This window comes from Shewanella nanhaiensis, from assembly GCF_019457885.1.
GTDB lineage: Bacteria > Pseudomonadota > Gammaproteobacteria > Enterobacterales > Shewanellaceae > Shewanella > Shewanella nanhaiensis.
The window spans coordinates 1-15079 of sequence record NZ_JAHZST010000028.1; the positions used below are offsets into that span (position 1 = coordinate 1).

At 44.9% G+C, this 15079-nt stretch carries 7 protein-coding genes; 5 read left to right on the forward strand and 2 right to left on the reverse strand.

Translation table 11 applies throughout. The features are described from left to right. Positions 1-1028 precede the first annotated feature (1028 nt). Complete coding sequence (gene xseA, locus K0625_RS22870; protein ID WP_220111718.1) at positions 1029-2357, reverse strand: exodeoxyribonuclease VII large subunit; 1329 nt, start codon at positions 2355-2357, stop codon at positions 1029-1031. Between the two features lie 120 nt (positions 2358-2477). On the opposite strand from xseA, the gene guaB reads away from it, so the two are divergent. From guaB to tadA, 4 genes are all read left to right on the forward strand, one after another. Further along, positions 2478-3950 carry an IMP dehydrogenase gene (gene guaB / locus K0625_RS22875; RefSeq protein WP_064791854.1) on the forward strand — a complete coding sequence of 491 codons (1473 nt, stop codon included), beginning with the start codon at positions 2478-2480 and terminating at the stop codon, positions 3948-3950. A gap of 110 nt (positions 3951-4060) precedes the next feature. Beyond that, a complete protein-coding gene (gene guaA / locus K0625_RS22880; RefSeq protein WP_220111719.1) occupies positions 4061-5638 on the forward strand; it encodes a glutamine-hydrolyzing GMP synthase in 1578 nt (525 codons plus the stop codon). A 172-nt stretch (positions 5639-5810) separates the two neighbouring features. Further along, entirely contained in the window at positions 5811-7742 is a 1932-nt protein-coding gene (locus K0625_RS22885) for an acyltransferase family protein (RefSeq protein WP_220111720.1), read from the forward strand. Between the two features lie 118 nt (positions 7743-7860). After that, positions 7861-8370 (forward strand): tRNA adenosine(34) deaminase TadA, encoded by a 510-nt coding sequence (gene tadA, locus K0625_RS22890; RefSeq protein ID WP_220111721.1) that lies wholly within the window; start codon positions 7861-7863, stop codon positions 8368-8370. A gap of 209 nt (positions 8371-8579) precedes the next feature. On the opposite strand, the gene mltF is transcribed toward tadA, so the two are convergent. Next, the gene (gene mltF, locus K0625_RS22895) at positions 8580-10022 is read right to left on the reverse strand and encodes a membrane-bound lytic murein transglycosylase MltF (RefSeq protein WP_220111722.1); all 1443 of its coding nucleotides are present in this window, start codon (positions 10020-10022) and stop codon (positions 8580-8582) included. 425 nt (positions 10023-10447) lie between these two features. Here mltF and purL point away from each other — a divergent pair, with 425 nt between their 5' ends. After that, positions 10448-14329: a phosphoribosylformylglycinamidine synthase gene (gene purL, locus K0625_RS22900; protein WP_220111742.1), complete on the forward strand. Its 3882-nt coding sequence runs from the start codon at positions 10448-10450 to the stop codon at positions 14327-14329. Positions 14330-15079 lie beyond the last annotated feature (750 nt).

Sequence of the window (15079 nt, forward strand, 5' to 3'; positions counted from 1 at the left end):
TGGCACTGTAGAAGTAGGGAAAATGGCTAATCTATTGCTTCTAAAAAACAATCCCTTAGGTTCTATTGAGTCGTGGAACAGTATTGATACCGTTTTTCTGCACGGTAAACCGATATCCAGAGCAGAGTTGGTGGTGAATAAATAACTAGAGGATACGTGGGGATTAGTCAGTGTCAATTTTATTTGATTACCACACATTTCCTAATCCCCCCATTTTTTAGACCCTAAGCACAAACTCTTTTATGTCCAGAAATGAGTAATAACGACAAAGCCTAATTCGAAGAGATAAATACTCAGGTGTAGATGCGGCTGAGGGTATCGAAAACATGGAGGTTTTCGTTAAGCGGCCAGGGATGGCTTTACAGCATCCCTCAGAAGTATCTGCACATCAGCTTGCTGCAAGCAATAAACACCAATTTAGCTACGGTATTAGTTAAATCACACAAGTACCAAACCAGCCCAATGAAACCAATTCCGGAAAAGATATTTGAAACTTGCTATCAGGCAAGTCAGCAAACTTTTGTCCATTTATGGCTTAGAGTAACCGCTCTAAGCCATATGTTCACCAAGGGACTTTGTTGTTTCAATCATTAGAAGTTGAATCGAAGAGATAAACAATCGGGTGTGAATGCGGCTGTGGGCGTTGCTGGCAAGGATGCCACCGTCGAGCGTATAGGGCAGAAAATGTTCCAGACATTTTTTCTGCATTTCCTCCATCCCTGGAGGTCAGACATATTCATAGCGTCCCGCAGAAGCATTCACACATTCAGGTCGTTCCTAGGCATCCTGCCTTCACGACATTGATACATCTGACCCATAGGGATATGGGAAATGTCTTATGAATGTAGGGAACATTCAAGACCTTGCATGGCACATGCTGCAAGCAATAAACACCAACTCAGTTATGGTATCCAGCAAACCAACCAAACATTAAGCCTGCCCAATGAAACCACATGATACTTGGGAGCTTATTATCCGATAAGCAACTAAACCACATGATACTTGGAAACTTATTATCCGATAAGTGACTAAACCACTTTAGAGCGCAGCTCTCCCTCAAGTAGTCTTGTGGTTAACAAGTCGCCTGCTTTTGCATCTTTTGCATTGAGTAGCACTTTTCCTGACTCATCTTGGGTAATACTGTAGCCGCGGCTAAGTGTGGCTAAGGGGCTGACTGTTTGTAGTTGATGAGTACTGTTTTTAAGGCTTAGCTCTACATCATGTAGTTTATCCTTAATGCCCTCGTTTAAACGGGTGGCGAGGTAATCTAGACGCTTGGATTCTAGGATTAGTCTGTGCTCAGGGGATTGCTGGCTCAGCCTGTGACTTAAGTTTTGCTGCTTTAGTGCCAGTTTATGCATTCTGCTATTGAGGGCGGCGTTAAGGCGTAACTGCATCTCATCGAAGCTCTGCTCAAACTGCTCAAGTCGGCGTTTGGGATCTTGTCGCTGCAGGCGATTTTCAAGGGCTGTCGCTTTCTGAACCGTTTTAAGTTGGTAATGTTGCCAGCTTTGCTTTAAGCGAGAGAGGCCAGCTATTAACTTGTGGGCTTTATCGTCAGCATCTTTGGAAAGTAGCTCCGCACCAGCTGATGGTGTGGGAGCCCTGACATCGGCGACATAGTCACTGATGCTGGTATCCACTTCATGGCCAACGGCAGAGATGACTGGCAGGGCGCTGTTGTAGATGCAATGGGCTAAGTCTTCGCTGTTAAAGCACCATAAATCTTCTAGAGAGCCACCACCACGGGTCAGCAGTAACACATCTACCTCCTGTCTGGCATTGGCAAGTTCGATAGCGCGGCAGATAAGTTTGGCAGCGTTATCACCCTGAACTTGAGTGGGATAAACCACCACTTCAATGGAGGGGTCGCGCCTTGCTAACACATGAAGCACATCTTTAAGCGCTGCACCTGTTGCTGAAGTGATAACCCCTATTTTATTGATATTTGTCGGGAGCGGGCGTTTAGTGTCGGTGGCAAAAAGTCCTTCGGCTGCGAGCTTCATCTTTAAGGCTTCATACTGCTGAGCTAGTATACCGTCACCCGCTGGTAGCATGGACTCAATGATGAGCTGATAATCACCTCTGGGTTCATAGACACTGATTGAACCTTTGACCAGAACCTGCTGACCGTTGGCTGGTCTAAAAGTGACTGTGCGGTTTTTGCCCTTGAACATGGCGCAGCGAATTTGCGCGAAGTGATCTTTAAGTGTTAGGTACCAATGGCCGGAGCTGGGAGAGGAGAAGTTCGATATTTCGGCGTTAAGCCAGACTCTCCCCAGCTCGCCCTCAAGAAGCTGGCGCACTTCACCATTGAGCTGTGAGACGGTATAAACATTATTTTTTGGCATTTTCATAGAAAATTCACGCTTAATGGTACTTTTTTACTATTTTCCATTTACCAGACCTAATATGCAAGGTATAATCCCGCCGCAATATTTTCACCTTTATTTTCTAATCTCTTGGGGAGATGTTGCATGTTAAGATTAAAAAAAGAAGCCCTAACTTTTGATGATGTGTTGCTGGTTCCAGCTCACTCTACCGTTCTCCCTAATACCGCCGTACTCAAGACTCGTCTGACTAATACAATAGAACTGAACACTCCAATCGTGTCTGCAGCCATGGATACCGTGACTGAAGCTCGCCTAGCGATCGCCATCGCTCAGGAAGGTGGATTAGGTTTTATTCATAAGAATATGACCATTGAGCAGCAGGCCGAAGAAGTGCGTAAGGTTAAAATTTACGAAGCAGGTATTGTTCAGCAGCCAGTGACAGTAAAGCCGACAACGACACTTGATGAGCTTAAAGTTCTGACAGAGAAAAACGGTTTTGCCGGTTACCCTGTCGTCAATGATGCGAATGAGCTTGTTGGTATTATTACTGGTCGTGATGTGCGTTTTATCACTGACTGGAGCCGTACTGTCGATAAAGTGATGACCCCTAAAGATCGTTTGGTCACAGTACCTGAAGGCACTAAGCTTGATGAAGTTCAAACCTTGATGCACTCTCACCGTGTTGAGAAAGTATTAGTGGTTGATGCTAACTTCAAGCTAAAAGGTCTAATCACAGTAAAAGATTTCCAAAAAGCTGAGCGTAAGCCTAATGCATGTAAAGATGAGTTAGGTCGTCTACGTGTTGGCGCTGCTGTTGGAGCAGGCCCTGGTAACGAAGAGCGTGTTGACGCACTTGTTGCTGCTGGTGTTGATATCTTACTTATTGACTCTTCACACGGTCACTCTGAAGGCGTACTACAGCGCATCCGTGACACTCGCACTAAGTACCCAGATCTACAGATCGTTGGTGGTAACGTGGCAACAGCAGAAGGTGCATTAGCGCTAGTTGATGCTGGTGTTAACGCCGTTAAGGTGGGTATTGGCCCAGGTTCTATCTGTACTACTCGTATCGTTACTGGTGTGGGCGTACCGCAAATTACTGCTGTTTCTGATGCCGCTGAAGCGGTTAAGCATCTTAATATTCCTGTTATCGCCGATGGCGGTATCCGTTTCTCTGGCGATTTGGCAAAAGCTTTAGCCGCTGGTGCATCATGCATCATGGCGGGTTCTATGTTTGCTGGAACTGACGAAGCGCCAGGCGAAACTGAACTTTATAATGGCCGTGCTTATAAGTCATACCGCGGTATGGGCTCATTAGGTGCGATGACACAGACCCAAGGCTCTTCAGATCGTTACTTCCAAAGTGACAATGCTGCTGACAAGTTAGTGCCTGAAGGTATTGAAGGTCGCGTGGCTTATAAAGGTAAGCTTAAAGAGATCATTCACCAGCACATGGGCGGCCTTCGTTCATGCATGGGATTGACAGGTTGCGGCACGATTAAAGAGCTTAATGAGAAAGCGGAGTTTGTGAAAATCACTTCAGCTGGCATGGGCGAATCTCATGTTCACGATGTGACTATCAGCAAAGAAGCACCGAACTACAGTTCAGGTTCATAACTGATTGATGTGTAATTGCGGCGGGCTCTGTCCGCCTGCAACTTCTGTGTTATGCCAAGCCAGATGCTATCTGGCTTGATACCGGCAAATTAAATAGATAAAGGTTTCCCATGAACAACATTCATGATCATAAGATACTGATCTTAGATTTTGGCTCTCAGTACACTCAACTTATCGCTCGTCGTATCCGTGAGATCGGCGTGTATTGTGAACTTTGGGCTTGGGATGTATCCGAAGAACAGATTAAAGAGTTTGCACCAAACGGCATCATCTTAGCGGGCGGCCCAGAAAGTGTCACTGCAAAGGGTTCACCTCGCGCTCCTGAATACGTTTTCAATGCCGGTGTTCCGGTACTTGGGATCTGTTACGGCATGCAGACCATGTCTGAACAGCTTGGCGGTAAGGTTATTCAAGGTGTCGGTGAAGGCGAGTTTGGTTACGCACAAGTTGAACTTCAGACTCAATCTGAGCTGTTTAAAAGCATCGAAGATGCGATCAGTGACTCAGGTAAGCCTCTGTTAGATGTATGGATGAGTCATGGTGATAAGGTTTCTGAGATCCCAGAAGGTTTTGTAACCGTTGCTAATACAGAAACTTGCCCATATGCCGCGATGGCTAACGAAGAGAAAAAATTCTACGGTGTTCAGTTCCACCCAGAGGTGACGCATACTCGTCAGGGTAAGCGTATGCTTGAGCATTTTGCTCTGGATATCTGTCAGTGTGATGCTAACTGGAAGCCAGCGTCTATTATCGAAGATGCTATCGAAAGATTGAAGCAGCAGATCGGTGATGATGAAGTTATCTTAGGTCTTTCTGGTGGTGTTGATTCATCTGTGGTGGCTATGCTGCTTCACCGCGCAATTGGCGACAAGTTAACTTGCGTGTTTGTTGATAACGGTTTACTACGTCTTAATGAAGCGCAGCAAGTGATGGATATGTTTGGCGATCACTTTGGATTGAATATTGTCCATGTTGACGCTGAAAACCGTTTCCTTGATGCGATGGCGGGTGAAGCCGATCCTGAAGCTAAACGTAAAATTATTGGCCATGTCTTTGTTGATATTTTCGATGAAGAGTCTAAGAAATGCGTGAATGCTAAATGGTTAGCGCAGGGTACTATCTATCCAGATGTGATTGAGTCAGCGGGTAGCGCAACAGGCAAAGCCCATGTGATTAAATCACACCATAATGTTGGCGGTCTGCCAGATGATATGGAGATGGGGCTTGTTGAGCCACTTCGTGAACTGTTTAAAGATGAAGTACGTAAGATAGGTCTTGAACTAGGTCTTCCTTATGACATGCTTTACCGTCACCCTTTCCCTGGACCTGGTTTAGGTGTACGTGTTCTGGGTGAAGTGAAGAAAGAGTACTGTGATCTACTTCGTCTAGCCGATGCTATCTTTATCGAAGAGCTGCACAAAGCCGACCTTTATAACAAAGTGAGTCAAGCATTTACTGTTTTCCTACCAGTACGCTCTGTGGGGGTGATGGGTGATGGTCGTAAATATGATTGGGTTGTTTCACTGCGCGCCGTTGAGACAATTGATTTCATGACTGCACACTGGGCACATCTACCGTATGACTTCTTAGGTCGCGTATCTAATCGTATCATCAATGAGATCGACGGTATCTCACGTGTAGTTTACGATATTTCAGGTAAGCCACCTGCGACGATTGAGTGGGAATAACTCTATAAGTGAAGTATCACTGTTAGTTATTTAATCAAGGGCCAGCGTATTTGATACGTTGGCCCTTTTTTTGTTCTTTTTACGCTTTTCTAGCTTAATAAATCTTCAAAGCCTAAAACCTTTCATATACTTATACTTATCTTAAGATCAACTGATTAGGGTGGATGCGCTTTTGAAATATCGTCCAGAAATTGATGGTTTACGTGCCCTTGCTGTGGTTCCAGTGATCTTGTTCCATGCAGGTTTCCATCACTTTAGTGGTGGCTTTGTTGGTGTTGATGTCTTTTTCGTGATCAGTGGTTACCTCATCACCAGTATCATTCTGGTAGAGATGGAGCAGGGCAGGTTTAGCTTAGTTAACTTCTATGAGCGAAGAGCTAGGCGAATTTTACCAGTGCTCTTTTTTGTTATGGCGGCCTGCTTTCCTTTTGCTTGGCTCTATCTGATGCCAGTGGATATGAAGGATTTTATTCAAAGTATTTTGGCAGTCTCCACCTTTTCATCAAATATTCTGTTTTGGCTTGAGAGTGATTACTTTGATACTGCCGCCGAGCTTAAACCTCTGCTTCACACATGGAGTTTAGCGGTTGAGGAGCAGTACTATATCTTCTTCCCGCTGTTTTTGATGTTCAGTTGGAAAATGGGCAAAAGCTGGGTTGTAACGGTGCTGTTTCTGATTTTTTTAGCCAGTTTAGCCCTAGGTCATTGGGGGGCTTATAATATGCCAACGGCCTCCTTTTATCTGTTGCCAACTCGAGGTTGGGAGTTACTCCTTGGTGTCTTTGCCGCTTTTTACTTGAGTCGACACACCCCTCAGCTTCCCTATCGCTGGCTTAACAATCTGCTGAGTTTATTAGGATTTGTATTAATCTGTTTTGCGACGTTTGCTTATGATGAAACTGTGCCCTTTCCAAGTATGTATGCATTGGTTCCCACCTTAGGCACCTTGCTTATTATTGTATTTGCCCAAGAGGGAACCCTAGTCAATCGACTGCTTAGCGTTAAGCTCTTTGTCGGTATCGGTTTGATCAGCTATAGCGCTTATCTCTGGCATCAACCCATTTTTGCATTTGTGAAATATCGCAGCTTTACTGAGCCATCGACACTGTTGATGTCTGGGCTGTGTCTCGCTGTTGTGCTATTAGCCTACTTAAGCTGGCGCTTTGTGGAGAAGCCATTTAGGAACAAGACAGCTTATAGTCGCCGATCTATTTTTACCTTCGCAGGTCTAGCTACCAGTGCCTTTATTCTTGTGGGCAGCGTGCTAAATTTGAGTGATGGTTTTAAGTCTCGTGAGATCTATGCCGATTTAATGGTGGGGGGCTACCAGCCCGATAATCGCGAGTTAGGCGCTAATAGTTGGAGTCAGCTGCGGACACTCAGTGGTGATGAAAACTATGGTGTAGATAAAAACCCATTCGATAAGGGTTTATGGTTTGATGAGCACGATCCCAGAGGGCGCTTATTGTTGGTAGGCAATTCTCACTCTAAAGATATGTTCAATGTACTAACGAGCAGCGAGCAGGCGATGAAGCAGTATCAGGTGGCACGCTTTGGCACTGAAATTTACAATATTGATGATGATTTTTTTGCATCTCCAAATTATCGACTCGCAGATGTGATCATGTTCGCCTCTCAGTATAAACCTATGGATATTGAACGTTTTTCAGCCGTGATAGAGAGAGTCATGGCTGATGGGAAACGGGTGGCTTTAGTTAAGAATATCTACGAGTTCGAAGAGTTTGGGCATCGCACTTACGCTGATTTTCTATTTAATCTACTGCTGCAAAATGAAGGTCCAGAGAATATATCGCTCAGCGATATTGATAAAATCAACCAAAAGCACTTTCAGCAATTTCAACGCAGAGAGCCTGCTCAATTTAGAAAGCAGCTCAACAGAAAAATTGATGATATTGCACTCAGGTATCAAGAGATGGTCGTGCTAGATAGGATGGATTATGTGTGCGACCGAACTAAAGAGGTGTGTTATGCCATTACTGAGAACTATCAGAAACTGTTTTATGACTATGGTCACCATACATTAGCGGGAGCTAAGTTTTTTGGCGCGCGTATCGATAGGGTTAACTGGTTGATGGCTTTATAGCTAACCAGTCGAATACTTTTGTTTGTGAACAGGTATAATAGCTGCCAAAGTTAACTGAGTTTTGGTAAATCTTAATCAGTGTAACCAGATCAGTGTAAAGAGTATTTAGAGGTGCAGCTTGTCACAAACAGAACGCGATATCCATTATATGAAGATGGCGATGGATATGGCCGCAAAAGCAGAAGAGAAAGGTGAGGTGCCTGTTGGTGCCATTTTAGTGAAGAATGACGAAGTGATAAGTGCAGGGTTTAACTTCTGCATTGGCTTACACGACCCTTCCGCCCACGCTGAGATGCAATGTTTGCGTCAGGCGGGGAAGGTGATAGAGAACTATCGGCTGCTAGATACCACCTTGTATGTGACATTAGAGCCTTGTGCTATGTGCGCTGGCGCTATGGTTCACTCCCGAGTATCACGTTTAGTGTTTGGAGCAAGCGATGCTAAAACAGGTGCTGCCGGCACTGTGATTGACTTGGTGCGACACTCTGCATTTAATCATCAACTTGAGGTGACTCAGGGGGTGTTAGAGCTAGAGTGCGCAGAGCAGTTAAGTCAATTTTTTAGACGTCGCCGCAAAGAGAAAAAAGCCCTTAAGCAGCAACAGAAGCTGAGTGCTAGCCCCGAGTGATTGGCTTATGCTGATTGGTATTAGATTAACTGCGTGAAAGTGCAGTTAACCTTGAGATTAAGCGTAATTTTTTAACTAGAGGGTTGAAGAAACACAAAAAACTGCTTTTGTCTGTTCAATGTTCTTTGATGTTTTAACTTAAGTTGTGCTCTGCGTCGTGCGGATACATTGTTGATTGCTCTTTTTTTCATCGGCTACCTCTCTTAGTATTATTCTGGTTGCGCGCCTGTGATCGCTTTCTCTCCAATTCCGATCTGATCGGCAAGTTGAGACTCCTCTATCAAGGCTTGATTCTCTTCTAATAACTTATTCTGATTGTCGATCCAGACCAAGGTATCATAGTAGCGCCTGATATTATCAACATAGTGCACGGCCTCATTTCCGCGAGCATAACCGTAACGTGTCTGTTTATAATATTTTCGCTTCTGTAATAAAGGTAGCACCTCTTTCAGATCCCGCCAAGCACTTGGATTTAAACCCATCGACTCTGCTAATTTTCGGGCATCTTCAACATGGCCGTAACCAATATTGTACGAGGCTAAGGCAAACCACATACGCTGGTTATCGGGAATAGAGTCAGGTAATCGATTAAGAATGCCTCTGAGGTATTTCGCTCCCCCTTTAATGCTCTGCTCTGCGTCGAGGCGATTTTCAATACCCATCTGTTTGGCGGTTGGCAGTGTTAGCATCATCAAGCCTCTCACACCGGTCGGTGAGCGTGCATTGGGGTTCCAATGTGATTCTTGATAGGCAGTAGCGGCTAGCTTTCTCCAATCGAGATCGCCTGCGTAATATTGAAAGCGTTCCTTATATTTAGGAAGCTTGTTGTCTATGGCTCTGAGAAATGCACGGGTATCGACATAATCGAAGCGTTTGACGTGAGCAAAATATTTCTCGTCGAGGTGAGCTAAGGTGCCGTTGAGCTTTTCGCCATGCCAAAAAGTGAGCAGTTCACTCATAAGCTTGTCGCTGTTTTGTGCTGGTAGTAGCCAAACAATTGCTTGTTTCTCTTTTAGCGTCAGACCCGCTCTTAGTTCCGGCATATAACGACGACTAATCTCAAAGGTGGTTGAGTCAGCGATGGTGTAGCTGATCTCTCCTCTGGCTATCATGGCTAGCAGCTCTTCGCTGTCTTTATCCTGCTCTTGATCCCACACCAGTTCAGGGTAGATCTTCTGTAGCTGAGATAGAGTGTCAACGAATGAGGAGTCAGTGATCACTGTTATCTCATCTTTAAGCTGAGAGATATCTTTAGGTTGAGGTGTCCCTTGTTTGTAGACCAGTACCTGATTAACCCGATATAGAGGTGGGCCAAGCCTGAAGTTTTCTCTACGTGTGGGGGTGTCGGCAAGTCCTGCAGCAATCAGATCGATTTCACCACTGTTGAGGGCTTGGTAAAGATCTTTAATATTAGAGTAGGGCTTCATCGCCAGCTCTAACTCTAGATGATCAGCAAAACGGCTGGCCATCTCGTAATCAAAACCTGCTTCCCCTTGACCTGTGGTGACATAGATTTGGGAGCCATAGATGGTGCCCACTTTCAGCACGGTTTTCTCAACGGCTGGTGGTATTAATTTTGTTTCCTCCACAGCGACTCTCTGGCAGCCAGCCAGGAGTGTTAGTGTCAGTAAAGTAAGCAAAATTCTATTCATAAATACCAATTATCGCGACATTTTCGTCAAGCAAGCAGGCGATTATATCATATGTCGTGTTAAACCAAATTTTCAATCAGAATTAAGAGAGCGAAGTGGAGAGCAAGATGAGCCATCTTCTCTATTATGGTCCAATTTTTCATCGGAAAAGGTCTGTGAATTATGATTATTACACTTTTTCATAAAATAGAGCCAGCGCTTCTTAAAGTCGTTATTTTAGGTAAGTGAAAGATAGTTTGATAAATGACCAATTTTGCTCTGTTTATCTTAATTCTCTCCATTTATGAGTCGATATTCCTGTTTGTTTGTATTTGTCAGGAAACACTGTTTTCGACAAAATACTAGGAGTGATTTGTCGGGAACATTTCCCTATAATAGCGCCAGATCTGACCCTGCAATTATAATTTATAAGGTGAAATGACGTGATGGAGATCATCCGCGGAGCCCCTGCTTTATCAGCGTTTAGAGTTCAAAAACTAATGGAAGCTTTTGATAATGAATCACTTCCTGTTAGTGGCATTTACGCCGAGTATATCCATTTAGCCGATTTGTCTGAATCTCTTGATAAGAGTGAAACAGAACAACTTGCCAAACTCCTCACCTACGGTCCTGCTATTGAAGCACATGCACCAGAAGGTTCACTTCATTTTGTGACTCCACGTCCAGGGACTATCTCTCCTTGGTCATCTAAGGCTACTGATATTGCCCATAACTGTGGCCTTAACAAGGTTAACCGTTTAGAGCGTGGTGTGGCTTACTATGTGGAGTCAGATGCACTTAACAGTGAGCAACAAAAAACACTTAACAGCATCATTCACGACCGCATGGTGGAAGTGATCCTCCCAAGTTTTGATAACGCCGAGATCCTATTCGCTCATACAGAGCCAAAAGAGGTGGCGAGTGTCGATATCTTAGGTAAGGGCCGTGCTGCACTGGAAAAAGCGAATAACGATTTAGGCTTGGCATTAGCCAATGACGAGATTGATTACCTCGTTGAGAACTTCATCAAGCTTGGACGTAACCCTAATGATGTTGAGCTGATGATGTTTGCCCAAGCGAACTCAGAGCATTGCCGTCATAAAATATTTAATGCAGATTGGACAATCGATGGCGAAGTGCAGCCAAAGTCATTGTTCAAAATGATCAAAAATACCTTTGAGAAGACGCCTGATGGCGTGTTGTCTGCCTATAAAGATAATGCTGCGGTTATGGAAGGTTATGAAGCAGGCCGCTTCTTCCCTGAAGATAATGGTGTTTACGGTTATCACACCGAGCCTATGCATATCTTGATGAAAGTTGAGACCCATAACCATCCGACTGCGATCAGCCCATACCCTGGCGCTGCAACAGGTTCTGGTGGTGAGATCCGTGATGAAGGTGCAACCGGACGTGGCTCTAAGCCTAAAGCGGGCCTGACTGGCTTTAGCGTTTCAAATTTAAAAATTCCTGGATTTGTTCAACCTTGGGAAGCTGATTACGGTAAGCCTGAACGTATTGTAACGGCACTGGATATCATGACCGAAGGGCCGTTAGGCGGCGCTGCATTTAATAATGAATTTGGTCGTCCAGCTCTATTGGGGTATTTCCGTACCTATGAGCAGGAGGTTTCTAGCCATAATGGCGTAGAGGTTCGTGGTTATCATAAGCCAATCATGCTCGCAGGTGGCCTTGGAAATATCCGTGGTGAGCATGTTCAAAAAGGTGAGATCACAGTCGGTGCTAAGCTAATTGTCCTCGGTGGCCCTGCAATGAATATCGGCCTAGGTGGCGGGGCAGCCTCCTCAATGGCGTCAGGTGAGTCCAGCGAAGATCTTGACTTTGCTTCTGTGCAACGTGAAAACCCAGAGATGGAGCGCCGCTGTCAAGAGGTGATCGATCGCTGCTGGCAGATGGGTGACAGAAACCCGATACAGTTTATTCATGACGTGGGAGCGGGGGGATTATCGAACGCTTTTCCTGAGCTGGTTAACGATGGCGATCGTGGTGGCAAGTTTGAGTTAAGAAATGTGCCTTCAGATGAGCCTGGCATGAGCCCTCTTGAAATTTGGTGTAATGAGTCACAAGAGCGCTATGTGATGTCAGTTGCACCTGAAAATCTTGAGGTGTTTACCGCCATTTGTGAACGTGAGCGTGCGCCATTTTCTGTGGTAGGTGTGGCAACCGAGGAACGTCACTTATCTCTGAGCGATGAGCACTTTAACGATAAGCCTATCGATCTGCCGCTAGAGGTGTTGTTAGGTAAAGCACCTAAGATGAGCCGCGATGTTGTGACCGCTAAAGCTGTCTCTCCTGAGCTAAATCAAGAGAAGATAGAGATTAAAGAGGCTGCTCACCGAATTCTACGTCTGCCAACAGTTGCCGAGAAAACTTTCCTTATTACCATAGGTGATAGAAGTGTTACCGGCCTTGTGAACCGAGATCAGATGGTGGGTCCATGGCAGATCCCTGTTGCCGATTGTGCGGTAACGGCGTCAAGTTATGACTCATATACCGGTGAAGCTATGTCACTGGGTGAACGAACGCCATTAGCTCTTTTGGACTTTGGTGCATCGGCGCGTATGGCCGTGGCCGAATCCATTATGAACATTGCGGGGACCGATATCGGCTCGCTAAAGCGTATCAAACTCTCTGCAAACTGGATGTCAGCTGCAGGTCACCCTGGTGAAGATGCTGGTCTGTATGAAGCGGTAAAAGCGATCGGTGAAGAGTTATGTCCTGAACTGGACTTGACCATTCCCGTGGGTAAAGACTCGATGTCGATGAAGACAGCTTGGGAAGATAACGGTGTAGAGAAAGCCGTGACTTCACCTATGTCTTTGGTTATCACAGCCTTTGGTTCGGTACAGGACATTCGTAACACAGTAACGCCACAGCTTCGCACCGATAAAGGTGAGACGGAGCTATTACTGGTCGACTTAAGTGCGGGTCATAATCGCCTCGGTGGTTCATGTCTTGCTCAAGTCTACGGAGAGCTGGGTGATACTGCGCCAGATCTTGAAAATGCTAGCTTACTGCGTGGCTTCTTTGAAGTGATGCAACCGCTTGTCAATGAGCGTGCTGTTATCGCATATCATGACCGCAGTGATGGCGGTTTATTTACCACGTTAGTTGAGATGGCATTTGCCGGTCATACAGGATTGAAGATTGATCTTGCATCTGTTTCTGGTAGCGATATCGAGCGACTATATAACGAAGAGTTAGGTGGCGTGTTGCAGGTAAGCCGCGCTCAGAGCGAAGCGATTAAAGCTAAATTTATCGCTGCAGGTGTTGCTTGTCACGCTATCGGTACTTTGACAAGTGAAGACAGCATCACTATCTGTGATGGTGAACGTGAACTGTTTACTGAATCTCGCACTGCATTGAGAACGATTTGGGCTGAAACAACCCACCAGATGCAGTCACTGCGTGATAATCCTGAGTCAGCGAATGAAGAGTTTGCTTTAAAGCAAGATGCAGAAGATCTTGGTTTAACGGTCGATCTTAAGTTTGACCCAAGTGAAGATGTTGCAGCACCATATATTTTAAAAGGCGCTGCACCTAAGATGGCTATCTTGCGTGAGCAAGGTGTTAACTCTCACTTAGAGATGGCGGCTGCCTTTAATCGTGCAGGCTTTGAAAGCATTGATGTCCATATGAGTGATATTCTCAGCGGGCGAGTGACATTAGAGGGATTCCAGGGCTTAGCGGCTTGTGGTGGTTTCTCCTACGGTGATGTACTGGGCGCGGGTGAGGGCTGGGCTAAGTCTATTCTGTTTAATGCTCGTGCTCGTGAGCAGTTCAGTCAGTTCTTTGAACGTGGTGATAGCTTGTCTCTGGGTGTGTGTAATGGCTGTCAGATGTTATCGACGCTAAAAGATATTATTCCTGGTACTGAGCACTGGCCTAGATTTGTACGTAACAGCTCTGAGCGTTTTGAAGCGCGCTTTAGTTTAGTTGAAGTGCAGAAGAGTCCATCACTATTCCTACAGGGAATGGAAGGCTCACGTATGCCAATTGCTGTGTCTCATGGTGAAGGTCGTGCTGAGTTTAGCTCACCCGAAGCACTTGTTGCCGCTGAAGCATCGGCGACCATCGCATTGAGATATGTCAATGGTCGAGGTGAGATCGCAACACAATATCCTCAAAATCCAAATGGCTCGCCTAATGCGCTCTCTGGGATCACTAGCAGTGATGGCCGTGTGACTATTATGATGCCACACCCTGAGCGAGTATTTAGAACCGTTGCAAACTCTTGGCATCCTGATGAGTGGGGCGAAGATAGCCCTTGGATGAGAATGTTCAGAAACGCTCGGGTTGAGCTTGGTTAATCAATAAGGATGCCTTCATTGGCAACCTTTAACCATGATCAATGGGGCGAAGATAGCCCTTGGATGAGAATGTTCAGAAACGCTCGAGTTGAGCTTGGTTAAGAGAGTCTAAATTAACCAGCACTAAAGCTAAAAGTAAAAAAAGAGCTTCGAATTTTTCGAGGCTCTTTTTTTTGCTTTGCTTATGGAGAATAAATTACCAATTAACAATATGTTATATAACGGTTCTAGCATCAGTAGATGCTTAATCATTGATATATGAACGCTTGGACAGAATTGCGTTGATAAGTGTAAAAAGCGGAGAAAAAGTGAGATGAAATTGCAGCGATAGTATATAAGTGATGACTAAATAAGGTGGGGGAATTTAGTTTACTTGATGTAAAATAGCAAAAAGCCACCTAACTCTAAGAGATAGGTGGCCGTTTTGCGCTAACAAAACTTCAAGTAAAACTGGGTTGCTAAAAAGCTATTTTATAGCTCTCTTGCAGTATAAAGTTCAACAAAAACACGCTTGTAGTTGTTTACTAGACGATCGAATAAGTTTTTCATTTGGCTATCTCCACACAGTAATTTAGATGATGTGAGCGGAGTTTGGTTGTGCCGGGCTGCTTCACCGGATTAACGAACCGTCTCCTTAACACAGGACGAATAATATGCTTAAAGTTTGGATTGCTCAAACGAGAAAAATTGTATTTTATCATTATAAAAACTAATCCTTTGGTATGTATTTTCATGTTTTAAAATTGTTGA